Origin of the sequence: Thermophilibacter gallinarum (genome assembly GCF_014982725.1) — a bacterium.
GTDB classification, from domain to species: Bacteria; Actinomycetota; Coriobacteriia; order Coriobacteriales; family Atopobiaceae; genus Thermophilibacter; species Thermophilibacter gallinarum.
Genome location: NZ_JADCJZ010000003.1, coordinates 346,707 through 370,511, shown reverse-complemented (window position 1 = coordinate 370,511; position 23,805 = coordinate 346,707). Strand labels below are relative to the sequence as shown.

Here is a 23,805-nt window from a genome sequence, read left to right as displayed (position 1 = left end):
CATGGCGCTTCTCTCCGTCAAGGACCTGCACGTCTCCTACGGCGCCATCAAGGCGGTGCGCGGCATCTCCTTCGACATCAACGAGGGCGAGATCGTGACGCTGATCGGCGCGAACGGCGCCGGCAAGTCCACGACCTTGAACACGGTCGCGGGGCTCATCAAGCCCGAGTCCGGCTCCGTTGAGTTCGACGGCGCGTCCGTGGTGGGCGTGCCGGCGCACAAGGTCGTGAACCGCGGCATGGCGCTCTGCCCCGAGGGCCGGCGCGTCTTCACGCAGATGACCGTCGCCGAGAACCTCGAGATGGGCGGCTACACCCGCTCGGACGCCGAGAACAAGGAGACGCTCGAGAAGGTCTACGCCCACTTCCCGCGCCTCAAGGAGCGCCGTGGCCAGGTGGCCGGCACCCTCTCCGGCGGCGAGCAGCAGATGCTGGCGATGGGTCGCGCCCTCATGAGCCGCCCGCGCCTGCTGATGCTCGACGAGCCGTCGATGGGCCTCGCGCCGATCCTGGTGCAGGAGATCTTCGACATCGTGAAGCAGCTGAACGAGGCCGGGACCACGATCCTGCTGGTCGAGCAGAACGCCAACATGGCGCTCTCGATCGCCGACCGCGCCTACGTGCTCGAGATCGGCACGATCAAGAAGACCGGCACCGGCGCCGAGCTCCTCGTGGACGACGACGTCCGCAAGGCGTATCTCGGCGGGTAGCGCGACGACGCAAACTCGGCGTCAGGCGGCGGCGGACCTACTCCTCCCGGGTCCGCCGCCGTTTTCTGCGCCGCAGCCCTTCTCGCGACCTTCTTGCGGGTATGTACACTATTCAAAAAGATATATTGTGCCCAATCTCATATTTCCGCAGGTAGACGGATTGCCGAGAAGAGCATCAAACAGTGAATTGCGTACATACCCTGAGAGGGATGCGAAGGGGCGAGAAGCGCGCGCCTAGTGGACCTCGACGGTGGTGCCGAGGGTGTTGGCCGGGAGCGTGCGCAGCCAGTAGCCGGGGCACGTCGCGGAGAGCGCCTCGGCGACGCGCGCGGCCGCCTCGTCGCCGTCCACGACCGCAATCATGGTGGAGCCCGAGCCGGAGATCATGAACGCGCAGGCGCCGGCGTCGAGCGCCGCCGTGCGGAGGGCGTCGTAGTCGGGGATGAGCTCGGCGCGGTACGGCTCGTGCAGGCGGTCCTGGCATGCCGAGCCGAGCAACGTGGCGTCCCCGGTCTCGAGGGCGCGGACCGTCGCCACGAGGCGGCCCATCTGCCAGACCGCCGTGTCGCGGGAGACCTCCGTGGGCAGCACCCGGCGCGCGTCGGCGGTGCGCACCTCGTAGGGTGGCGCGATGGCAACGAAGCGCAGGTTGTCGGCCACGTCCATGCGGGTCGAGGTGGTGACGTCGCCGTCGATGAACGAGCTCACGAGCCCGCCGAGAAGCGCGGGGGCGACGTTGTCGGGGTGACCCTCCTCGGCGCAGGCGAGCTCGAGGGCGCGCTCGCGGTCGAAGCCCCCCGCGGAGAGGGCCATGGCGCCCGCTATGCCCGCAATCACGCAGGCCGAGCTCGACCCCAGGCCGCCCGAGAGCGGGATGGGGGAGAGGATCGTGATGTGGAGCGGCGTGGGGTCCACGCCGAGTCGCCCGCAGGCGTCGAGGTAGCTCTGCCAGACGAGGTTGTCCTCCCCGCGGAACCGCTCCTCGCAGCCCACGATCTCCAGCCGTTCCGCCGGGGCCATCAGGAAGGTCGCCGTGAGGTCGAGCGCGATGCCCAGGCAGTCGAAGCCGACGCCGACGTTGGCGCTCGTCGCGGGGACGCGCACGATGGCGACGGGGCGCTCCCGCCCGTCCGCGCCGATCACAGGAACACCCGGGCGCAGGCGGACTCGACGAAGGCGCCCACGCGGTCGGGGTCGCAGACGTCGTCGTGCAGGACCTCGCCGGCGCGCAGCCCGGAGAGCTGCGGAGGCGCGACGGTGCCCGTGAGCTGCTCGAGGGCGTCCATGCAGGCGAAGCCGTTCATGCCGTCGGTGACCTCGCCCAGGGCGGCGAGGACGTCCGCGCAGAACTTGTAGGGGCTAGCCGTGGAGAGGCAGACGCGCTCGGTGCCGTCGTTCGGCGTAGCGTCGAGCACGTGCTTGGCGACGGCGGTGTGCGGGTCGATGAGGGCGTCGAGCTCGCGCCAGGCGTCGCGGATGGTCGCGCGCGTCGCCTCGTCGTCGGCGCGGCCGCAGGAGAAGACCGAGCGGATCTCGTCCATGACGCGGTCGGGCACGGTGTAGACGCCCTTCTCGGCGAGGTCCGCCATGAGGGAGGCCACGAGCTCGCAGTCGCCGTCGGAGGCGAAGTAGAGCAGGCGCTCGAGGTTGGAGGACACGAGGATGTCCATCGAGGGCGAGATGGTCTTGTGGAAGTCGCGGCGACGGTCGTAGGTGCCGGTCGTGAGGAAGTCCGTGAGGACGTCGTTGGCGTTGGAGGCGACGATGAGGCGGCGTACCGGCAGGCCCATGCGCTTGGCGTAGTAGCCGGCGAGGACGTCGCCGAAGTTGCCGGTGGGCACGCAGAAGGTGACCTCGTCGCCGACGCGGATCGCCTCGCGGCGAACGAGCTGGGCGTAGGCGTCGAAGTAGTAGGTCACCTGCGGCGCGAGGCGGCCGACGTTGATCGAGTTGGCGCTCGAGAGCGCGACGCCGCGCCCCGCGAGGCGCCCGGCGAGCTCGTGGTCGGCGAAGACGCGCTTGACCTGCCCCTGGCAGTCGTCGAAGGTGCCGTTGACGGCGCAGACGGCGACGTTGCCGCCGAGCTGGGTGACCATCTGGAGGCGTTGGATGTCGGAGACCTTGCCGGCGGGGTAGAACACGGTGACGCCCATGCCGTCCACGCCCGCGAAGCCGTCGAGGGCGGCCTTGCCGGTGTCGCCGGAGGTGGCGGTGACGATCATGATCCTCTCGCCGTCGGCGCCGCGTGCCACGCCCATGAGCTGGGGCAGCATCTGGAGCGCCACGTCCTTGAAGGCGCAGGTGGGGCCGTGGTAGAGCTCGAGCAGCCAGTCGGTGCCGAGCGGGCTCACCGGGCAGATCTCCGTGGTGTCCCACTGCGGGCCGTAGGCGGCCTCCACGCAGCGGGCGATCTCGTCGCCCGTGTAGTCGTCGAGCAGCGTGCCCAGCACGAGACGAGCCGTGTCGTGGTAGTCCTGGGCGCAGACCTCGTCGAGCGACAGGCTCCTCCCGCCCAGCTCGTCGGAGACGTAGAGCCCGCCGTCGGGCGCGATTCCGGCGAGAATAGCTTGCTTGCTTGTTACGGGATCGGCACTCGATCGCGTGCTGTGATAGAACGACATGGTGCTCCTCGTGTCTGGGCCGGGCTCGACTTTGCCTATCATAGCCGCAGCACGGGGCACGCTGCCCGACGGACACACACTCGAAAGATTGGACGCCCATGAAGATCGCCATCCTCGGCTACGGAACGGTCGGCCGCGGTGTCGACCAGATCATCGCCGAGCGCGTGGACGGCGTCGAGGTGACGCGCATCCTCGAGCTGCCCGACCGCCTGAGCGACCCCCGCATGACCGCGAGCTACGACGAGATCCTCGCCGACGAGGAGGTCGAGCTCGTCGTCGAGTGCATGGGCGGCGTGGAGCCGGCCCGCACCTACATCATGGCCGCCCTCGAGTCCGGGCGTCACGTGGTCACCTCCAACAAGGCCGTGGTGGCCGCCCACTTCGCCGACTTCGCGGCGGCGTCCGTCGCCTCGGGCGCCGGGCTCTTCGTGGAGGCGGCCGTCGGCGGCGGTGTCCCCTGGATCGCGAGCGTCGAGAAGGTCCGTCGCATCGACGACGTCTCGTCCTTCTCGGGCATCATGAACGGCACCACCAACTACATCGTCGACGCCATGCGCAGGCAGGGGGCCGACTTCGCCGAGGTGCTCGCCGAGGCCCAGCGCCTGGGCTACGCGGAGCGCGACCCCTCCGCCGACATCGACGGCATCGACGTCCTCAACAAGACGATCATCTCGGCCTCCGTGGCCTTCGGCGTCGCCTGCGAGAGGGACCTGCCCGCCTCGGGCATCCGCAACCTCACGAAGGCCGACCTGGACCTCTTCGCCGCACGCGGTCGCACGGTGAAGCTGCTCGGCCGCGGCGTGTCCGAGGGCGGGCGCTACGCGGCGGCGGTCGAGCCGGTCGCCGTCGCGGCAGACTCGCTCGAGGCCAACGTGCCCGGCAACTTCAACCTGATCACCGCGGTCGGCGCGACCGTGGGCGAGCTGAAGTTCTACGGGCAGGGAGCGGGGAGCCTGCCCACCGGCAACGCCATCGTCCAGGACGTGCTCGACTGCGTGAGCGGCACGCGCCGCCCCGTCTACGACTTCACGAGCCAGCTCGCGTACGACCCCACGCTGCTGCGCGCCGACTACGTGCTCCGCACCGCGGCGGAGCTGGGCGACGCCGAGCCCTACGGCCCGGGGGCCGTGGTCGTGCGCGACCTCACGGCCGCTGGCGCGCGCGCCCTTCTCGACGAGGCGCTCGCCACCGACCCCACGACGTTCATGGCCGCGCTGGCCGTCGAAGAGTAGCACCGACACGCTGAACCACCCAGGAAGGCTGGACCCACCACATGATCAAGATCGCTAAGTTCGGCGGCTCCTCCGTCGCGTCCGCCGCGCAGTTCCGCAAGGTCAAGGACATCGTCGAGTCCGACCCCGACCGCCGCTTCGTGGTGGTCTCCGCCGCCGGCAAGCGCTTCTCGGGGGACAACAAGGTCACCGACCTGCTGCTGCTCGTGAACGCGCACATCCAGTACCACGTCGACTGCACCGCCCTTCTCGCCGACATCGAGCAGCGCTTCGTCGACATCGCCGACGAGCTCGGGCTCAAGTGGCCGGTGCACGAGAAGTTCGAGCTCTTCGCCAAGAACATCAAGAAGCACTCGCCCGAGTACATCGTGGCGCGCGGCGAGTGGTTCACCGCCCACCTCATGGCCGAGTACCTGCAGATGCCGTTCGTGGACGCCGCCGACGTCGTGGTCTTCCACCACAACGGCGAGGTCGACATGGAGCGCACCGCCGTGCGCCTCAAGGACGTGATGGTGCGCGAGGGCTCGTTCGTGCTGCCGGGCTTCTACGGTGCCACGGTGGACGGCCAGATCAAGCTCTTCCAGCGCGGCGGCGGCGACATCACGGGCGCCATCCTCGCGCGCTGCATCGACGCCGGCCTCTACGAGAACTGGACCGACGTCTCCGGCTTCCTCTCCGCCGACCCGCGCATCGTGGAGCACCCGCGCTCCATCCGACGCATCACCTTCGACGAGATGCGCGAGCTCTCCTACATGGGCGCCTCGGTCTTGCAGGAGGAGGCCATCTTCCCGGTGCGCGAGGTCAACATCCCCATCCAGATCAAGAACACCAACCGCCCGCAGGACGAGGGCACGATCATCCGCGAGAAGGCCCGGGCGGGCGAGGACGAGCACCTGATCACCGGCATCGCCGGCAAGAAGGACTTCATCTCGGTCCACGTCAAGAAGGCGCACATGTCCAACGAGGTGGGCTTCGTGCGCCGCGCCCTCTCCATCCTGGAGCGCTACGGCGTCTCGGTCGAGCACATCCCCACGGGCGTCGACTCGTTCTCCGTGGTGGTGAACGGCGCTGACGTGCGCGACTCGATCTATTCGATCGTCGCCGACATCCGCCGCGAGCTCGAGCCGGACGACATCACGATGGTGGACAAGCTCGCGCTGATCTCCGTCGTCGGCCGCAACATGTCCAAGCGCTCCGGCACCTCGGGCAAGATCTTCGGCGCGCTCGGCGAGGCCGGCGTCAACATCCGCATGATCACGCAGAGCTCGCAGGAGATCTCGATCATCCTCGGCGTCAACAACGAGGACTTCGACCGTGCCATCCAGGTGATCTACGACCGCTTCGTCCGCGACGAGATGGTCACCGCCAGCTAGCCGCGAACTGGGGCCGTGCAAAGGGGACAGTCACTTTTGCACGGTGCGAACACGTGCAAAAGTGACTGTCCCCTTTGCACGCCTTGTACGACCTCTCAGCAGAAGGGAACCGCCATGAGCGAGAAGACCGTTGCCGTCCTCGGAGCCACCGGCGTGGTGGGCCAGCAGATGCTCCAGTGCCTGGAGGAGCGCAGCTTCCCCGTGGGCACGCTCGTGCCGCTGGCGAGCCAGCGCTCCGTCGACGCGGGCAAGACCGTGCGCTTTGCCGGCGAGGACGTCCCGGTGCGCCTGGCGGAGCCGGACGCCTTCGAGGGCGTGGACATCGTCCTCGGCGCGGCTGACGACGCCACCGCCCGCGCGCTCATGCCCGAGGCCGTGCGCCGCGGCGCCGTCTGCGTGGACAACTCGCACGCCTTCCGCATGGACGCCGACGTGCCGCTCGTCGTTCCGGAGATCAACGCCGGCGACATCGCGGCCCACCACGGCATCATCGCCAACCCCAACTGCGCCACGATCATCGGCCTCGTGCCCGTGTGGCCGCTCCACCAGCTCGCGGGCGTGAAGCGCCTCGTCGTCTCCACCTACCAGGCGGCATCGGGCGCCGGCAAGCCGGGTCTCGACGAGCTCGTGCGCGAGATCGGCTGCGTGGCGGCCGGCGAGCCGGTGGGGGAGAGCAAGCCCTTCCAGTATCAGCTGGCCGAGAACCTCATCCCGCAGATCGGCGGCTTCAACGAGGAGGGATACACCTCCGAGGAGATGAAGATGCTCAACGAGGGCCGCAAGATCATGCACCTGCCGGAGCTCCGCGTGAACTGCACCTGCGTGCGCGTGCCCGTGGTGCGCTCGCACTCCGAGTCCATCACGGCCGAGTTCGAGCGGCCGATATCGGTGGAGGAGGCGCGCGCCGCGCTCGAGGCGGCGCCGGGCGTGAAGGTCGTGGACGACCCCGCCGCGAGCCGCTACCCCATGCCGCTCGAGACCTCCGACCAGGACCTCATCTACGTCGGCCGCATCCGCCGCGACCTCTCCGCGCCCGAGGGCGCCAGCGCGCTCACGTTCTGGTGCTGCGGCGACCAGATCCGCAAGGGCGCGGCCACCAACGCCGTCCAGATCGCCGAGCATCTGGTCTAGGGGCGAGAAGAACTCTGACGCTGGGGCCGCGCGGCGGGCATCGCCCGTCCGCGGCCCTTTTTCTACCTTTCGCCATCTGGTTCTTGCGGGCGATACCACCCATCGCGGACTATGGTATCGAAAACGTTTTTGTTAGCAGCGCGTAAGGAACTGCCGGCCAAGACGGAGGGAGGCGAGATGCCCGTCACGATCCGCGACGTAGCGGCCGCCTCCGGCGTGTCGATCGGCACCGTCTCGCGCGCCCTCAACGACTATCCCGACGTCAGCACCGTCACGCGCGAGCGCGTTCGAGCCGCTGCGGCTGAGCTGGGCTACGTCCCCAACCAGAGCGCGCAGTTCCTCTCGTCCAAGCGCCTGACCAGCATCGCGCTCATCATCTCGGGCTTCCTCGAGGACAAGGTCTTCAACGACTTCGACATCATGCTCACGCGAGGCGCCTTCCAGTTCGCCACCGAGCACGACGTCCCCATCTCCCTGCACGTGACCAACTCGCGCGAGCAGGCCGAGAGGAGCCTCGACCAGCTCTGCTTCGAGCACAACGTCTCCGGGGCGATCGTCTTCGGCCTCAGGACCGACGACCCGTACTGCGAGAGCCTCTCCCGGAGCACCACCCCCTGCGTGACGGTCGACGTGCCCGTTCCCGGGGAGCGGGTGGGCAGCGTCGTCCTGGACGACTGCGCCGCCGCGTCCGAGATGACCGACTACCTCGTCTCCTGCGGCCATCGCCGAATCGCTGTGGTGCACGGCAGCAGGACGGCGGTCGTCAGCGTCGAGCGCATGGAGGGGATCGTGCGCTCGCTGCGCTCCCACGGGATCGAGCTTCGCGACGAGGACGTCATCTACACCAACTTCACCCACGAGGAGGCCTTCGAGAAGGTCGGTGCCTACCTCGACGCGCACCCAGAGCCGCGCGTCACCGCGTTTCTGTGCATGAGCGACCTGCTCGCCCTCGGGACGATCCAGGCGATCCAGAGGCGCGGCCTCAGCGTCCCCGAGGACTTCTCGGTGACCGGCTACGACGGCATCTCGCTCGCGGGCTTCGTGAGCCCCGCGATCACGACGGTCGACCAGAACGTCCAGACAAAGGGCTACGAGGCCGCACGCCTGCTCTGTGACATGATCTCCGGGAGGCGCGAGGCCTGTCGCGTCGTGCTCCCGCACTCCCTGCGCAAGGGCGGGAGCGTGCGCAAGATATCTCGGTAATCGCACGGGATGACGTCCCGTGTTCGTTCGGTAGGGAACGAAAACGTTTTTGACACTGAGGAACAAAAACGTTTTCGGAACAAGAGGAGGAAGGAACAGCCATGAGCATCACCAGAAGGAACTTCGTCAAGACCTCCATCGCGGCCGCGGGAACGGCGGTCACGGCCGGCCTCGTCGGCTGCGGCGGTGGCGGCGGCCAGGGAGAGGGCTCCCAGCAGGCCGGCGGCGTCGTGGAGATCACGATCCCGTCGTACAAGACCGGCGAGAACGTCGGCGCCGTCTTCTTCGAGCCGCAGGTCGAGCGCTTCAACGAGAAGTACGCCGACAAGTACCACATCACGCTCGAGTCTGTGCCCCAGGACGGCTTCAACGACCGTCTGAAGCAGCTTGCCCAGCAGAACCAGCTGCCCGTCCTCGTCCAGGGCGGCGACATCGACTGGCAGACCGACATCGCGTTCCCGCAGGGCCTCGCCTACGACATCTCCGGCTGGCTGAACGATCACCCCGAGGTCAAGGACCTCGTCCTCGACGACGCCCTGGCCTACTGCACCAACGATGACGGCACCGTCTACAGCATGCCGCTGCCCACCGTGCGCCCCACCGGCTACTACTGGAACACCGCGATGTGGGACCCGCAGGTCGACCTCTCCACGCTCAGCATGGACGAGCTCCTCGCCGAGATCGGCGACCAGAAGATCGCTTTCTCCACCGCCGAGAACGGCTGGGTCTGCAGCCTGTTCCTCACGGCGCTCGTCGCCGCCGAGGAGGGAGGAGCCGACTGGCTGCGCGGCGGCGTCGAGGAGAAGATCGTCGACTTCAACCAGCCGGCGTTCATCTCCGCCGTCACCACGCTCCAGCAGCTCCTGCAGAACAACGCCGCCCCCAACTCCGTCGGCGCCACCTACGCCGACGCGGAGAACGCCTTCCTGAGCTCTCAGGCCGCGATCATCTCCAACGGCCCGTGGATGTCCTCGAGCCTCGATGAGGCCAACTCCGCCAACTGGTCCAACGGCTTCGACGGCGCCAACGTCCACGCCGCGCTCTGGCCGGGCCAGATGGGCATCGCCAACACCTCGAGCCTGGGCGAGTGGTGGATCTCCGCCGCCGCCTCCGACGAGGAGAAGCAGCTCGCCGAGGACTTCCTCGCCTTCGTCTACAGCCCCGAGGAGATCGAGGCCTTCCTGCTCGCCGAGGGCGGAGACGCCCCCAAGCTCACCTACAGCGAGAACTTCAAGGAGGAGCAGGCCAAGACGCAGACCCTCGCCGACCTCTCCGCGGACACCACGGCCGAGACCGAGTTCGTGCCGTGCATCCTCGACATGATCCCGGCATCGGTCGCAAACAGCGACTTCGGTCGTGAGCTCCCGCAGCTCGCCAACGGCACCTACACGCCCGAGCAGTTCGCTCAGGCCCTGACCGACGCCGCCCAGGAGGCGTCGCTCGCCTAGGGTGCGCTCCGGCTGGCGCCGGACTCCTTTCCCCAGCGCGTGCGGCGCGGGTCGCAAGGCCCCGCGCCGCACGCGCACGCCTCGGAAACGAAAGAGGGGTGAGTCAATGAAATCCGTCGCAGCGTCGCTCAGGGGGCGCCGCTCCCGTCCTACGTCGCTCGAGCGCAACAACTACAAGTGGGTCTACCTGTTCCTGCTGCCCACGCTGATCGTGTTCGTGATGTTCTACGCCGCGCCGATCATCCAGGTCTTCCTCACGTCGTTCACCACGTGGAACGGCTTCACCGACCCGGTGTTCTCGGGCCTCCAGAACTACGTGAACCTGGTCAACAGCCGCGGGTTCCTTCTCGCCATGCAGAACCTGCTCTACTGGAGCCTGCTCGCCACGTTCGTGCACGTGGGCTTTGGCGTGCTGGTCGCCTTCGTGCTGTTCCAGAAGCCCCATGGGTGGAAGCTCGCCCGCGCCGTGTTCATGATCCCCAACGTCATCAGCGCCGCCGCGTGGGCCATGATCTACCGGTTCTTCTTCAACAACGACTTCGGCGTGCTCAACACCGTCATCCGCTTCGTCATCCCGGACTTCACGGTGCAGTGGTTCTACGAGTCGCCCTGGGCGTTCTGGGCCGTCGCCTTCACGTGGATGTTCTACGCCGTCATCGTCACGCTCGTGGTGCTCGGCGACCTGATGAACATCCCGGCCGAGCTGGCCGAGGCCGCGCGCATCGACGGCGCGAGCGGCTGGCGGCTCATCCGTGACATCCAGCTCCCGCTCTGCCGCAGCTCCATCGGAACGAGCGTCATCGTCTCGGTCACGGCGCGCATCGCCATGTACGAGCAGATCGCGCTCACCACGGCGGGAGGTCCGGGCAACGACACCATGAGCCTCTCGATCATGCTGGTCAACGGCATCATGGACTACCGCTACGGCTACGCCAACGCGATCGGCGTGGTGATGTTCGTCATCGGTCTGGTGGTGCTCGCCCTGATCAACCGGGCGTTCCGCATGGACGAGTCGGATCTTTAGGGGGCGCCATGAACACCAAGGGAATCGACGTCAAGCGCGTCCTCACGCGCGCCTTCATGTACTTCGTGATCGTGTTCGTGATCGTCATCTCGGCCTACCCGATCATCTGGGTCATCATGTCGGCCTTCAAGACCAACGGGGAGATCCTGGGCTCGCCGCTCGCGCTGCCCTCGAGCGTCTCGTTCGACGTGTTCGCCGACCTCTTCCAGAACTACAACTTCCCGCAGTACTTCCTGAACTCGCTTCTCGCCGCCGGCGTCTCCACCGCCGTGTCGCTGCTGATCTACGCGATGAGCGCCTACGTTCTGGCCAAGTTCCGCTTCCCGGGGAGAAACCTCATCTTCGTGCTCTTCACCATCACGCTCCTCGTGCCCGCCCACTCCAAGACGCAGCCGATCTTCAGCCTGATCATGAACCTCGGGCTGTATGACAGCATCTGGGGCGTGACGCTCGTGTACGTGTCGGTGGGCATGGCGATGTCCATCTTCATCCTGCGCTCCGGCTTCATGGCCATCCCCAAGAGCCTCGACGAGGCGGCCACGATCGACGGGGCCGGGTTCTTCCGCACGTTCTGGACCATCAACGTCCCGCTCGCCAAGAGCGCGCTCACCACGGCGGGCATCCTGATGTTCCTCGGCAACTGGAACGAGTACTACTTCGCGTCGCTGCTCACCGTCTCCGACTCGCAGCGCACGCTGCCCATCGCGCTCGCGTTCTTCACGAGCGAGTTCAGCTACAACTACACGCAGCTCTTCGCCGCCCTGGCCATCGTCATCCTCCCCGGCGTGATCCTCTATGCGCTGGCGCAGGAGAAGGTCCAGGCGAGCGTCGCCGCGACTGGCATCAAGGGCTGACGCCCTCCGGCGCGCCGGCCCCGCCCCGAACACCGGTGCCGGCGCGCCACGACCGAACGACTCCGGACACAAAAGGAGCCCCGATGAGCACCCCCGAGCACCGCGACGACTGGGTATGGGAGCGCACCTCCTTCGACGCCCGTCACACCGCCAAGACCGAGTCCGTCCTCGCCCAGGGCAACGGCTACATCAACGTGCGCAACGCCGAGGACGAGAGCTACGTCGGCCAGACGCGCGGGACCTTCGTCACCCTCACCTTCAACAAGGCGATGCCCGACGAGGTCACCGAGCTCCCCAACCTGCCCGACGTGACGGCGATCGACCTCTCCGTCAACGGGGAGCGCTTCTCGCTCGACCGCGGATCCCACAGCGACTATCTGCTGCGCTTCGACGTGCGCACCGGCGAGGTGGAGAGGCGCGTGGTGTGGACCTCGCCCGCCGGCGACACCGTCTCCGTGCGCTCGCGTCGCTTCGTCTCGCTCGTCAACAAGCACCTGGTCGTGGCCTCGCTCGAGGTCGAGGCGCTCTCGGGGCCCGTCTCGCTCGTCGTGGAGAGCGGCATCGACGCGCGCGTCTCCAACAGCGGATCCCAGCACTGCTTCGACGGCGAGAAGCGCCTGATGGATGGCCGCATCCTGCGGCTCTCCACGCGCACCTGCCAGTCGCGCATCCCCATCGCTGTCCACTGCGCGCACGCCTTCTCCCGAGACCCCATCTCGGCCATCCCCGTCATGGAGCGGCGCCGCGTCATCATGCGCTACCGTCTCGAGGCCGTGCCCGGCGAGCCCGTCGTCATCGAGAAGGCGTCCTGCTACCACACGGGTCGCGACCTCTCCTTCGTCACGGCCGACAACCCGGGTGGCACCACGGAGAGCGCCCCCGTGCTCGCCGCGGGCGACTCCTGCATCGCGAGCCTCGAGGGCGCGAGCTACGACGGCACGCTCGCCGCCTCGCGCGCCCTCTGGGACCGCTACTGGGAGCACGCCGACGTCCGGATAACGAGCGACGACCCCTTCGACCAGCTGGGCATGCGTCTCGCGCTCTACCACCTCAACATCATGGTCGAGCGCGGCGACTCCCGTGCGGGCATCGGCGCCAAGGGCATGACGGGGGAGGGCTACAAGGGCCACTCCTTCTGGGACACGGAGATCTTCCTGCTCCCGCACTACGCCCTCACCGACCCCGCCGCCGCGCGCGCCCTGCTCGAGTATCGCTACCGCTCCCTTCCCGGCGCGTTCGCCAAGGCGCGCGAGAACGGCTACGAGGGTGCGATGTTCCCCTGGGAGAGCGCCTGGCTCGACGACGGGGAGACCACGCCGCTCTACGGCGGCGCCGACATCGTGACCGGTGAGAGCATCCCGATCCTGACCGGCATGCTCGAGCATCACATCACGGCCGACGTCGCCTGGGGCACCTGGCTGTACTACCTGGTCACGGGCGACGACGACTTCATGGAGCGGTGCGGCTGCGCGCTGCTTCTGGAGACGGCCCGCTTCTGGGCGAGTCGCCTGGAGTGGAAGGGAGCGCTCGGTCGCTACGAGATCTGCAACGTCATCGGTCCCGACGAGTACAAGGAGCACGTCGACAACAACGCCTTCACCAACTACATGGCGGCGTTCACGCTCGAGCGCGCCGCCGAGGTGATCGACGGAATGGCCGAGCGCTGGCCCCGCGCCCACGCGCAGCTCTCGGAGCGCTACAACCTGCATGAGCTCGCCGCCCGCTTCCGCGAGCGCCAGAGCGCCCTCTACCTGCCCGTCTCCGGCGAAGACGGCCTCGTGCCCCAGAACGACCAGTACCTCTCCCTCAGGCGCGTGGACCTCTCCAAGTACCGCGACGAGGCGGGGGTCTCGAGCATCTACGAGGACTACGGCCAGGACGAGATGAACGACATCATGGTCTCCAAGCAGGCCGACCTCGTGATGCTGCTGCGCGTCATGCCGCGGCTCTTCGACCCCGAGACGCGCGAGAGGAACTTCGTCTTCTACGAGGGGCGCTGTCTGCACGACTCCTCGCTCAGCCACGCGCAGCACGGAATCCTCGCCGCCTGGATGGGCCTGGACGAGATGGCGCTCGACCTCTACCGTCACGCCGTGCGCATCGACTTCGGCGACAACCCCACCTCCTCGGACGCGGGCATCCACAGCGCCAACATGGGCAACGTCTGGCAGTGCGCGGTCTGCGGCTTCGCGGGGCTGCACTGGGACGACGGGGAGCTCTCGCTCGAGAACCACCTGCCTGCCACCTGGGAAGAGCTCTCGTTCGAGATCGCCTGGCGCGGCGCGCGCCTGCGCGTCACGCTCACGCACGCCGGCTTCGAGGTGACGCACCTCTCCGGGGCGCCCGTCACGCTCACGATCGACGGCGAGCACGCGAGCGTCGCCCCGGGCGCGCGTGTGGGCGGGGGTGAGCGCGCATGAGGCAGCTCGCCCCCAAGGGGATCATCTTTGACCTCGACGGCGTGCTCTGCAGCACGGACCGCTTCCACTACGAGGCATGGCTCTCCTGCGCCCGCGAGGTGGACGCCCCCTTCGACTGGCAGATCAACGACCGCCTGCGCGGCGTGAGCCGCATGGCGAGCCTGGAGATCATCCTCGAGGGAAGCCCGCACTCCTACACGCAGGAGCAGAAGGAGCGCCTCGCGTCCGAGAAGAACGAGCGCTACCGCGCCCTCCTCTCCCAGATGACGCCCGACGACATGGACCCCGCGGTCCGTCGGACCCTGCACGAGCTGCGTGACTCCGGCGTTCTTCTCGCCGTGGGATCGTCCAGCAAGAACGCGCCCTACATCCTGGAGCGCCTCGAGGCGACCGACCTCTTCGACGTCGTCGTCGACGGTTCGATGATCGAGCGCTCCAAGCCCGACCCCGAGGTGTTCCTGCTCGCCGCCGAGCTCCTCGGCCTCGCTCCCGAGGAGTGCCTCGTGGTGGAGGACGCCGAGGCGGGCGTCGCGGCGGCGCTCGCCGCGGGCATGGCCTGCGTGGGCGTGGGCCGCGGGGCCTGGCCGGCCGACTGCGCCCCGCACGCCCGCGTGGAGAGCGTCTCGGAGCTCCCCGCCCTGCTCGAGCGCGTGCCCCGCGAGCCGGTCGAGGTGCCGGGCGGGCGGACCTGGTGGAAGGAGGCCGTGGTCTACCAGGTCTACCCGCGCAGCTTCTACGACGCCAACGGCGACGGCGTGGGCGACCTGCGGGGCATCATCGAGCGGCTCGACTACCTGAGCGCGCTCGGCGTGGACGTCGTCTGGCTCAACCCGATCTATCGCTCGCCGGGCGTGGACAACGGCTACGACATCAGCGACTATCGCGCCATCCTGGACGACTTTGGCACGATGGCAGACTTCGACGAGCTCCTGGCCGCCCTGCACGGGCGCGGCATGCGCCTGGTGATGGACCTCGTGGTCAACCACACCTCGAACCAGCACCCCTGGTTCGTCGAGAGCGAGCGCGACGCGCAGGGTCCCTACGGCGACTTCTACATCTGGCGCGAGCCGGCGGCCGACGGGGGCGCCCCCAACAACTGGGGCGGCTGCTTCGGCGGCTCCGCCTGGACCTACTCGCAGGAGCGCGGTCAGTACTACCTGCACCTTTTCACGCCCGAGCAGCCTGACCTCAACTGGGAGAACCCGCGCGTGCGCGACGAGGTCTTCGACATGATGGAGTTCTGGTTCCAGCGGGGCATCGACGGCTTCCGCATGGACGTCATCAGCCTGATCTCCAAGGCCGGCTACGAGGACGGCCCCGTTCGCGAGGACGGCCTCTGGGGCGACTACATGCCGCAGTGCGCCAACGGGCCGCGCGTCCACGAGTACCTGCGCGAGATGAACGAGCGCGTCCTCTCGCGCCACGACGACATGACGGTGGGGGAGAACGCCGGCGTCACGCCCGAGCTCGCCTGCCTCTACGCCGGCTTCGACCGGGACGAGCTGGACATGGTCTTCCAGTTCGAGCTCATGGACGTGGACGGCGGGGAGTCGCGCAAGTGGACGGCGGACTGGGGCTGGTCGCTCGCGGACATGAAGCGCGTCATGACCGCCTGGCAGGAGACGCTCGAGGGCCGCGCGTGGAACGCGCTGTTCTGGGGCAACCACGACCAGCCGCGCGTGGTCTCGCGTTTCGGCGACGACTCCACGCCCGAGCGGCGCGTCCGCTCGGCCAAGATGCTCGCCACCTGCCTCTATCTCATGCAGGGCACGCCCTACGTCTACCAGGGCGACGAGCTGGGCATGACCAACGCGTGCTTCTCGTCCATCGACGAGGTCGACGACGTCCAGACGCGCAACGCCTACGTCGAGCAGGTGGGGCAGCTGGGCGTGGACCCGGACGAGATGATGCGCATCGTCAACCACCGCAGCCGCGAGCACGCGCGCACCCCCATGCCGTGGAACGCCGAGAAGGACGGCGGCTTCACGACCGGGACGCCCTGGAGGGCGCTCAACCCCAACTACGCCGAGATCAACGTGGAGGCGGAGCTCGCCGACCAGGACTCGCCGCTGCACTACTACCGCAGGCTCATGGCGGTCCGTCGCGCCCATGACGTGCTCGTCTACGGGCGCTACGCCCTCACCGAGGGCACCGACGAGCGCGTCTGGGCCTACGAGCGAGAGCTGGGGGGCGTCCGCGCGCTCGTGGCCTGCAACTTCTCCGGCGACGACGTTCCCTTCTCGCCCGGCGAGGACTGGGGCCGTGCGCGAAGGCTGATTTCGAACTACGGGGACAACGCGCCCACGGGCGCTCTCAGGGGGTACGAGGCCCTCGTGCTCCTGCTGGAAGACGACTGCTAAGAAGGAGGAGATCATGGCCAGCATCTCTCTGCGCAACATCGAGAAGACCTACGACAACAAGGTGACGGTCATCAAGGACCTCAACCTGGAGATCGCCGACAAGGAGTTCATCGTGCTCGTCGGCCCGTCGGGCTGCGGCAAGTCCACGACCCTGCGCATGATCGCGGGCCTGGAGAGCATCACCGCCGGCGACCTCTTCATCGGCGACAAGCGCATGAACGACGTGGCGCCCAAGGACCGCGACATCGCCATGGTGTTCCAGAACTACGCCCTCTACCCGCACATGACGGTCTACCGCAACATGGCCTACGCCCTCGAGCTGCGCCGCGTTCCCAAGGCCGAGATCCGCGCCAAGGTCGAGGAGGTCGCCAAGGTCCTCGAGCTCACCAAGTTCCTCGACCGCAAGCCCAAGGAGCTCTCCGGCGGCCAGCGCCAGCGCGTCGCCCTGGGCCGCGCCATGGTACGCGACCCCGCGGTCTTCCTGCTGGACGAGCCGCTCTCCAACCTGGACGCCAAGCTGCGCACCGAGATGCGCGCGCAGATCTCAGCGCTGCACCGGCGCCTGGAGACCACCTTCGTCTACGTCACGCACGACCAGACCGAGGCCATGACGATGGGAGACCGCATCGTGGTCATGCGCGACGGCGTCATCCACCAGGTCGACACCCCGCAGAACCTCTTCGACCGTCCGGACAACATCTTCGTCGCCGGCTTCATCGGCTCGCCGCAGATGAACTTCATCGACGCGACCGTGGAGCGCGCCGAGGGCGGCTACGAGCTCGTGGGCGTGCTCGGGCGGCTCCCGATCGCCAACGAGCGGCTCGCCGACTACGTGGGCAAGCAGGTCGTCGTGGGCGTGCGCCCGGAGGACATCATGGAGGCGTCCGAGTGCCCCGACGCGCCCGCGGCCGCGGTCACCGAGGCGTCCGTCGACCTCTCCGAGCTCATGGGCAGCGAGGTATACGTCTACTTCACGGCCGCCGAGCGCAGGATCATCGCCCGCATCTCCTCGCGCCTGGACATCCGCGCCGGCGACACCGTGCGCCTGGTCCCCGACCTCTCCGCGCTGCACGTCTTCGACATGGAGACCGAGCGCGCCATCTGCCACGGCCTCGACGCGTAGGTCCCAACGACCAGCTCCTTTCCCGTCGTCGCGCACCTGGGTTACGATGTCCGGGTGCGCGACGTCGTTTGGAACGTGCGGAACAGGGGCCGAGAAAACGGGAGGGTCCGCATGAACAGCATGCCCGACTGGGCCGCGTGGGGGAGTCTCGCCGAGGAGCAGCTCGCGGGCGAGGCGGAGGCGCTGCTGCGCGAGAGCCGGCGCGCGCCCGTGGACCGTCGCCGCGTGGAGGCGCTGCTCGACCTCTACGGGCAGCGTTACGAGACGCTCCCCGGCTACCTAAAACGCATCGTGGGAGAGATAGAGGTCGAGGACTGACCGTCCGCCCGCGAGCATGTGCCAACGTCCGCGACTCCCGGTATCATAGGAGTGTTGAATTATTGTCCGGTGCCCTCGCTACGATGGGGACGGTGCTGGTCGTAACGGGAGCGAGCACATGAACGCGCTTGTGAGCTGCAAAAACCTAGCGGGGGGGGGTTCTCCGAGTAGGAGTGCCCACCTAGTCCCGCATGCCCTGCCGCGCCATCCCGAGGGGGTGGCGTAGCGAATGGATAACACCTTTTTCGACAACAAGACCAGCGTTCTCAAAGATGACCTCGTCAGGGTCATACGAGAGGGAGATACCGTCTCCGTGGCGGCATCGGTGTTCTCCATGTACGCCTTCAACGAGCTCCGTGAGCAGCTTGAGTCGCTCGACGAGTTCCGTTTCATATACACCGAGCCGACCTTTGCCAAGGAACGCGCCAAGAAGGAGCAGCGCGAGTTCTATATCCCGCGCCTCTCGCGCGAGCAGGGCCTCTACGGCACGGAGTTCGAGATAAAGCTTCGCAACGAGCTCACGCAAAAGGCCGTTGCGTCTGAATGTGCGAGTTGGATTAGAGAGAAGGCTCGTTTCAGGTCCGCAACAGCCGGTCAGGCACCCGTGGCGCCCGCTCTGACTGTGAGCGGAAAGGAAGATGCTTCTACCTACATGCCCTTCCAGCGCTTTACGGTAGGAGAGCTTGGGGTGGGCGATCATCCCACCGTGACGGGCGTGTCGCGTCTCGACACCTCGACGTCTCGACAGTTCCTTTCCATGTTCGATCAGGCATGGGAAAACGGAGGGCTGGAAGACGTCACGGATACAGTCGTGGACAACATCCAGGCAATGTATCGCGAGAACGCACCCGAGCTCATCTACTATGCGGCGCTCTATCGAATCTTCCACGAGTTTCTCGACGACGTATCGGCGGACAACCTTCCCAAGGAGGGAGCGGGTTTTCGTGAAAGTGCCATTTGGAACCTCCTCTATGACTTCCAGAGGGATGCGGTTCTTGCCATCATCAACAAGCTCCAGACCTACGATGGCTGCATCCTTGCCGACAGCGTAGGTCTTGGCAAGACGTTCACGGCGCTCGCTGTCATCAAGTACTACGAGTCGCTCAATCGAAACGTGCTCGTCCTTTGTCCCAAGAAGCTTTCGGACAACTGGACGATGTACCGCAACAACCAGGTCAACAATCCCATAGCCAGCGATCGTCTCCGCTATGACGTGCTCTATCACACTGACCTCTCGCGCAAGCGGGGCAAGACCGTCACGGGGATGGACTTGGAGACAATCAACTGGGGCGGATACGACCTCGTTGTCATCGATGAGTCTCACAACTTCCGCAACGGTGAAGACACGGCAACTGCGGCAAAGGACGATGGGACAGGTGGTACCGAGAACCGCTATCAGCGTCTGATCAACCATGTCATTCGCGGCGGAGTCCCCACCAAGGTGCTCATGCTCTCCGCGACTCCCGTCAACAACCGCTTCCGTGACCTGCGAAATCAGCTGAGGCTTGCCTATCAGGGAGATCCGGCTGGGTGGTCGGAGAAGCTGGGACTCTCTTCCAACATTGAGGACGTGTTCAAGAGCGCCCAGGGCGCCTTCACGGTCTGGTCCAAGCTCCCCGCCGAGGAGCGCAGCACCGAGGCGCTTACCGACTCGCTCGACTTCGACTTCTTCAAGGTCCTCGACCAGGTGACGGTTGCCCGTTCGCGCAAGCACATTCAGCGCTACTACGACGTGAGCGCCATCGGTCCGTTCCCGCGTCGCAACGACCCCATTTCGATCTACCCCAAGCTCTCAACGCTACCCAACAGCACTACATACAGCGAGATCGCCAACTCGCTTGATCTGCTTAAGCTTGCGGTTTACATCCCCTCGCACTATCTGTTGGCCACGGCTCGAGGCAAGTACGAGGACAAGAACGGCAACCTCACCACGAGCGGTCGCGAGACGGGTGTCCGCAAGCTCATGGCAGCCAACCTGCTCAAGCGTCTCGAGAGCTCTGTTTCGTCGTTCAGGCTTACGCTTGAGCGCGTCTTCTCAGTAATGAATCAGTGCCTCAACACCATTGAGGTGTTCAAGGCGGAGGGCGCGACTACAGCTAAAGTGGACACCTCCTCTTTTGGCAAAGACTTTGATCTTGACTATGAGGATGCCGACTTCATGGACTTCTCCGTAGGCGGCAAGACGCAGTTCGATCTTCGCGACCTCGATTGGAAGAGCTGGGAGAAAGACGTCCGGGACGACGCCCAGACCATCGAGGGCCTGCTGGAGATGATTCGCGGCATCGATGCCGAGCATGACGACAAGCTCCTGCGTCTCGAACGTCTCATTGCCGAGAAGGTCGAGAGTCCCATCAACCCGGGCAACAAGAAGGTCATCGTCTTCACCGCCTTCGCTGACACCGCGAACTACCTCTATGAGCACATCTCGGAGTTCGCATCTCGCGAGCTGGGGTTGGGCGTTGCTGAGGTCACGGGATCGGGCGGCGGCAAGACCAACGTCGAGGGCGTTCGTGGTGACCTCTCCGAGATCCTCACCTGCTTCTCGCCCGTCTCCAAGGACCGCGACAAGGTCTACCCGCGCCTGCGCGGCAAGGACATCGACATCCTCATCGCCACCGACTGCATCTCCGAGGGCCAGAACCTCCAGGACTGCGACTATCTCGTGAACTATGACATTCACTGGAACCCGGTGCGCATCGTCCAGCGCTTTGGCCGGGTGGATCGCATCGGCTCCAAGAACGACGTCATTCAGCTCGTCAACTTCTGGCCTGATGACGATTTGGACAACTACATCAACCTCAAGGCGCGCGTCGAGAACAAGATGCACGCGCTTGTTATGACTTCGACCGGTGATGACGACTACATCAACGAGGACGAGAAGGGCGACCTCGAGTATCGTAAACAGCAGCTCGAGCAGATGAAGCATGAGGTCGTGGACCTCGAGGACGTCTCGGGCGGCGTCTCCATCACCGACCTCGGTCTCAATGACTTCCGCATGGACCTGGTCTCCTACTACCAGGAGAACCCGAACATCGACAGCGTTCCCACGGGCATCGATGCCGTGGTGGAGGGTGACGCGCCAGGCATCATCTTCGTGCTCCGCAATGTGAACCAGGAGCTCGACGCCAAGACGCGCAACCAGATTCACCCGTTCTACTTGGTGTATGTGAGCGACGAGGGCGAGGTCGTTCATGGCTACCTCGATCCCAAGGAGTCTCTCGACGCCATGAGACGCCTGTGCAAGGGAAAGTCCGAGCCTGACGCAGCACTTTGCCGCGCCTACAACAAGGCCACGAAGAACGGGCGAGACATGCGCGCCGCATCGGGCCTGTTGCGCAGTGCCATCGAGTCGATCGTGGAGGAGAAGGCCGAGGCCGACCTCGACAGCTTCTTCTCTGGCGGTACCACGAGCTTCCTCGAGAACGACGTCGCCGGCCTCGACGACTTCGAGCTCGTTTGCTTCCTGGTGGTGAGACCTCGTGCTTAACCTGCCAAGCACGGTGCTCGTCAACCGCGTGATGCCCAAGAAGGCGTTTTACGAGCACCTTAAGACAACGGCTGCCATCAAGGAACAGTTCGTTCAGCAGATCGAGCGCATCGAGATGGTCGCCTCCATCAAGGAGGCCAGTATCCACATCCCTGGCGACAAGGACGTGGCGGAGATAGACGTTCTCGCGCTCCACCTCAAGGGTGCCAACGTTCCCTACGAGGCAATCGAGCTGGTTGCCCGTTCGATACCTAACAAGCTGCTCTTCGTTTGTCTAACGGACGAGTCCTGCAAGCTGCTTGTCAGGCGAGACCGCCTCTATGAGACGGAATGGATGCCAGTTGATGACACCAAGCTCGAGTTGATGGGATCGACCTTGGGAGAACTGTGGGACTCCATGGCATCCCAGGTCATTTTCGGCGACGCCAACTCCGTTGACCTTGCCGGGCGCCTTGAGCGTAAGAGGCGGAGTGAGGCACTGAGGCTTGAGCTCAAGCAGGTTGAACGGAAGCGCAAATCAGAAAAGCAAATTGCCAAGAGGAACGCCCTCTTCGACCGCAAGCGCGCGATTGAGGAGGAGCTTTCCCGTTTGGAGGGGGAGTCCTGATGGAGAAGCTGTCCCACGTCACCGAAAGCATCCTCGACGAAAACGTCGAGAAGCTCGCCGCGCTCTTTCCTGAGGTCGTGACCGAGGTCCGCGAGCCCGACGGGAGCCTCCGCCACACCATCGACGTCGACGCCCTGAAGGAGCGCGTGGGCGACGTCGCCGAGGGCCAGAGGGAGCGCTACCAGTTCACCTGGCCGGGCAAGCGGGAGGCCAAGCAGGAGGCGTACCGCCAGATCGACAAGTGTCTGCGCCCGTGCCCAGAGGAGAGCGTCGACTGGGACACGACCCAGAACCTCTACATCGAGGGCGACAACCTCGACGCACTCAAGCTCCTGCGCAACACCTACGCCGGCAAGGTCAAGATGATCTACATCGACCCGCCTTACAACACGGGCCACGACTTCATCTACGACGACGACTTCGCGCGGACGAAGGCCGACTACGACGCCGAGAGCGGCGACTACGACGAGGAGGGCGGCCGCCTCGTCGCCAACCCCGAGTCCAACGGCCGCTTCCACTCCGACTGGTGCTCGATGATGTACCCGCGCCTGCTGCTCGCGAGGGATTTGCTGAGTGATGACGGGGTTATCTTTACAAGCATTAGCAGGGCGGAGCTCGAATCTCTCGGATTGCTGCTTAGAGAGACGTTCGGGACTACGAATGAGGTCGCCTGTCTTACTTGGGAATCTGTGACGCAGCCGACAAATGCGGGTGCTGCTAAGTATGGAGCTCAACAAAAGTCTGAGTTCATCTACCTTTTCAGCAGATTTGGGCGCCGCTCTTTTGTGTTGCCTATAGAAGAAGTGAAAGTAGGCGATAGCCGGTATCCGCACAATGGACGTTTCGGTAAATGTCGCTTTGAAATTATCGAGAAATCAGACGCGGGAACCTATGGTCGCGAGTCGATGAAATTCGATATTCTTGGCCAGGGTCCGCGTCCAGGAAAGCGTTGGCAAATTGGCGAGGAAACGGCTCGTGATTTGGAAAAGCGCGGTCGCCTTGAGATAGTTGACGGCATTGTAAAGAAAGCGGTATATCCCGAGGATGAGGCGGACAAGGAGAAAGTTACTCCGTTCTGGACTCATCTACCTTCGGAAAAAGTTGGAACTGCTCAATCGGGAAAGAAAGAACTGAATGAACTGCTCGAGGGAGAAATCGGCTTCGATACCGTTAAGCCAGTCACGCTGCTTCAATATCTTATTGGAAAGGTTGAGACAGACTCCATCGTTCTCGACTTTTTCTCTGGTTCCGCCACGACCGCACACGCTGTCATGCAGCTCAACGCCGAGGACGGAGGTAACCGCAAGTTCATCATGGTACAGCTGCCGGAGGTCTGCGACGAGAAGTCGGAGGCTGCTAAAGCGGGCTATAAGAACATCTGCGAGATAGGCAAGGAGCGCATCCGTCGGGCGGGCAAGAAGATTGCCTCTGACGTGGAGAAGTCCAACCGTCAGTTCAAGCTTGGCGAGGAGCCCAAGAAGGTTCCCGACATCGGCTTCCGCGTGCTTAAGATCGACTCCTCGAACTTCGAGGACGTCTCCGCGGAGCCGGGCGAGCTCTCCCAGGACGCGATGCTCCGATTCTCGGACAACCTCAAGCTTGACCGCACACCCGACGACCTAATCATCCAGGTGATGCTCAAGAAGCAGATCGAGCTCTCAGCGTCCATCGAGAAGCTCGACGTTGACGGCTGCACGGTCTTCTCGGTCGACGGAGGCCGCCTGATCGCCTGCTTCGACAGAGACGTCTCCGTCGAGGTTATGACGGCAATGGCCAAGATGGAGCCCGACTACGCGGTCATGCGCGACGCCTCCTTCGCCGGTGACGACGCCGTCTCGAACTTCGCTGAGATCTTCAAGAACTACAGCTCCATTACCGAGGTCGAGGTGATCTAG

Annotated in this window: 17 protein-coding genes; 15 read left to right on the top strand and 2 right to left on the bottom strand. The window is 65.6% G+C overall.

What is annotated here, in order from left to right; translation table 11 throughout:
- Nucleotide 1: 1 nt before the first annotated feature.
- The gene (locus INF26_RS08390; RefSeq protein WP_193530480.1) at nucleotides 2-709 is read left to right on the top strand and encodes an ABC transporter ATP-binding protein; all 708 of its coding nucleotides are present in this window, start codon (nucleotides 2-4) and stop codon (nucleotides 707-709) included.
- Between the two features lie 234 nt (nucleotides 710-943).
- On the opposite strand, the gene thrB is transcribed toward INF26_RS08390, so the two are convergent.
- Entirely contained in the window at nucleotides 944-1,852 is a 909-nt protein-coding gene (gene thrB, locus INF26_RS08385; RefSeq protein WP_332307350.1) for a homoserine kinase, read from the bottom strand.
- A complete protein-coding gene (thrC, locus tag INF26_RS08380; RefSeq protein WP_193530479.1) occupies nucleotides 1,849-3,330 on the bottom strand; it encodes a threonine synthase in 1,482 nt (493 codons plus the stop codon). The genes thrB and thrC overlap by 4 nt, the downstream gene beginning before the upstream one ends.
- A gap of 98 nt (nucleotides 3,331-3,428) precedes the next feature.
- Here thrC and INF26_RS08375 point away from each other — a divergent pair, with 98 nt between their 5' ends.
- The 14 genes from INF26_RS08375 to INF26_RS08310 all read left to right on the top strand — a co-directional run bounded on the left by INF26_RS08375 (nucleotide 3,429) and on the right by INF26_RS08310 (nucleotide 23,805).
- On the top strand, nucleotides 3,429-4,562 hold the full coding sequence (locus tag INF26_RS08375) for a homoserine dehydrogenase (RefSeq protein WP_193530478.1): 1,134 nt from the start codon (nucleotides 3,429-3,431) through the stop codon (nucleotides 4,560-4,562).
- 41 nt (nucleotides 4,563-4,603) lie between these two features.
- Nucleotides 4,604-5,935, top strand: a complete 1,332-nt coding sequence (locus tag INF26_RS08370) for an aspartate kinase (RefSeq protein WP_193530477.1) — start codon at nucleotides 4,604-4,606, stop codon at nucleotides 5,933-5,935.
- Nucleotides 5,936-6,049: 114 nt separating this feature from the next.
- Nucleotides 6,050-7,066 (top strand): aspartate-semialdehyde dehydrogenase, encoded by a 1,017-nt coding sequence (locus INF26_RS08365; protein WP_193530476.1) that lies wholly within the window; start codon nucleotides 6,050-6,052, stop codon nucleotides 7,064-7,066.
- A 177-nt stretch (nucleotides 7,067-7,243) separates the two neighbouring features.
- Nucleotides 7,244-8,269: a LacI family DNA-binding transcriptional regulator gene (locus INF26_RS08360; protein WP_193530475.1), complete on the top strand. Its 1,026-nt coding sequence runs from the start codon at nucleotides 7,244-7,246 to the stop codon at nucleotides 8,267-8,269.
- A gap of 101 nt (nucleotides 8,270-8,370) precedes the next feature.
- Nucleotides 8,371-9,717: an ABC transporter substrate-binding protein gene (locus tag INF26_RS08355; RefSeq protein WP_193530474.1), complete on the top strand. Its 1,347-nt coding sequence runs from the start codon at nucleotides 8,371-8,373 to the stop codon at nucleotides 9,715-9,717.
- A 106-nt stretch (nucleotides 9,718-9,823) separates the two neighbouring features.
- On the top strand, nucleotides 9,824-10,741 hold the full coding sequence (locus tag INF26_RS08350; protein ID WP_193530473.1) for a carbohydrate ABC transporter permease: 918 nt from the start codon (nucleotides 9,824-9,826) through the stop codon (nucleotides 10,739-10,741).
- Nucleotides 10,742-10,749: 8 nt separating this feature from the next.
- Nucleotides 10,750-11,595, top strand: a complete 846-nt coding sequence (locus INF26_RS08345; RefSeq protein WP_193530472.1) for a carbohydrate ABC transporter permease — start codon at nucleotides 10,750-10,752, stop codon at nucleotides 11,593-11,595.
- 83 nt (nucleotides 11,596-11,678) lie between these two features.
- On the top strand, nucleotides 11,679-14,015 hold the full coding sequence (locus INF26_RS08340; protein WP_193530471.1) for a glycoside hydrolase family 65 protein: 2,337 nt from the start codon (nucleotides 11,679-11,681) through the stop codon (nucleotides 14,013-14,015).
- Nucleotides 14,012-16,375 (top strand): beta-phosphoglucomutase, encoded by a 2,364-nt coding sequence (pgmB, locus tag INF26_RS08335; protein ID WP_193530470.1) that lies wholly within the window; start codon nucleotides 14,012-14,014, stop codon nucleotides 16,373-16,375. The genes INF26_RS08340 and pgmB overlap by 4 nt, the downstream gene beginning before the upstream one ends.
- Nucleotides 16,376-16,388: 13 nt before the next feature.
- Nucleotides 16,389-17,498 (top strand): ABC transporter ATP-binding protein, encoded by a 1,110-nt coding sequence (locus INF26_RS08330; protein WP_193530469.1) that lies wholly within the window; start codon nucleotides 16,389-16,391, stop codon nucleotides 17,496-17,498.
- A 111-nt stretch (nucleotides 17,499-17,609) separates the two neighbouring features.
- Complete coding sequence (locus INF26_RS08325) at nucleotides 17,610-17,816, top strand: hypothetical protein (protein WP_193530468.1); 207 nt, start codon at nucleotides 17,610-17,612, stop codon at nucleotides 17,814-17,816.
- Between the two features lie 229 nt (nucleotides 17,817-18,045).
- The gene (locus INF26_RS08320; protein WP_193530467.1) at nucleotides 18,046-21,303 is read left to right on the top strand and encodes a helicase-related protein; all 3,258 of its coding nucleotides are present in this window, start codon (nucleotides 18,046-18,048) and stop codon (nucleotides 21,301-21,303) included.
- Entirely contained in the window at nucleotides 21,296-21,910 is a 615-nt protein-coding gene (locus tag INF26_RS08315) for a DUF4391 domain-containing protein (RefSeq protein WP_193530466.1), read from the top strand. The genes INF26_RS08320 and INF26_RS08315 overlap by 8 nt, the downstream gene beginning before the upstream one ends.
- Nucleotides 21,910-23,805 (top strand): site-specific DNA-methyltransferase, encoded by a 1,896-nt coding sequence (locus tag INF26_RS08310; RefSeq protein WP_193530465.1) that lies wholly within the window; start codon nucleotides 21,910-21,912, stop codon nucleotides 23,803-23,805. The genes INF26_RS08315 and INF26_RS08310 overlap by 1 nt, the downstream gene beginning before the upstream one ends.

Bases quoted from the DNA above. Each gene is read 5' to 3' on its own strand.
- INF26_RS08340 (WP_193530471.1), top strand. From the start codon at position 11,679: ATGAGCACCCCCGAGCACCGCGACGACTGGGTATGGGAGCGCACCTCC.
- thrC (WP_193530479.1), bottom strand. From the start codon at position 3,330: ATGTCGTTCTATCACAGCACGCGATCGAGTGCCGATCCCGTAACAAGC.
- INF26_RS08350 (WP_193530473.1), top strand. From the start codon at position 9,824: ATGAAATCCGTCGCAGCGTCGCTCAGGGGGCGCCGCTCCCGTCCTACG.
- INF26_RS08320 (WP_193530467.1), top strand. From the start codon at position 18,046: ATGGATAACACCTTTTTCGACAACAAGACCAGCGTTCTCAAAGATGAC.
- INF26_RS08355 (WP_193530474.1), top strand. From the start codon at position 8,371: ATGAGCATCACCAGAAGGAACTTCGTCAAGACCTCCATCGCGGCCGCG.
- pgmB (WP_193530470.1), top strand. From the start codon at position 14,012: ATGAGGCAGCTCGCCCCCAAGGGGATCATCTTTGACCTCGACGGCGTG.
- INF26_RS08310 (WP_193530465.1), top strand. From the start codon at position 21,910: ATGGAGAAGCTGTCCCACGTCACCGAAAGCATCCTCGACGAAAACGTC.
- INF26_RS08345 (WP_193530472.1), top strand. From the start codon at position 10,750: ATGAACACCAAGGGAATCGACGTCAAGCGCGTCCTCACGCGCGCCTTC.
- INF26_RS08390 (WP_193530480.1), top strand. From the start codon at position 2: ATGGCGCTTCTCTCCGTCAAGGACCTGCACGTCTCCTACGGCGCCATC.
- INF26_RS08365 (WP_193530476.1), top strand. From the start codon at position 6,050: ATGAGCGAGAAGACCGTTGCCGTCCTCGGAGCCACCGGCGTGGTGGGC.
- INF26_RS08330 (WP_193530469.1), top strand. From the start codon at position 16,389: ATGGCCAGCATCTCTCTGCGCAACATCGAGAAGACCTACGACAACAAG.
- INF26_RS08375 (WP_193530478.1), top strand. From the start codon at position 3,429: ATGAAGATCGCCATCCTCGGCTACGGAACGGTCGGCCGCGGTGTCGAC.
- INF26_RS08370 (WP_193530477.1), top strand. From the start codon at position 4,604: ATGATCAAGATCGCTAAGTTCGGCGGCTCCTCCGTCGCGTCCGCCGCG.
- INF26_RS08360 (WP_193530475.1), top strand. From the start codon at position 7,244: ATGCCCGTCACGATCCGCGACGTAGCGGCCGCCTCCGGCGTGTCGATC.
- INF26_RS08325 (WP_193530468.1), top strand. From the start codon at position 17,610: ATGAACAGCATGCCCGACTGGGCCGCGTGGGGGAGTCTCGCCGAGGAG.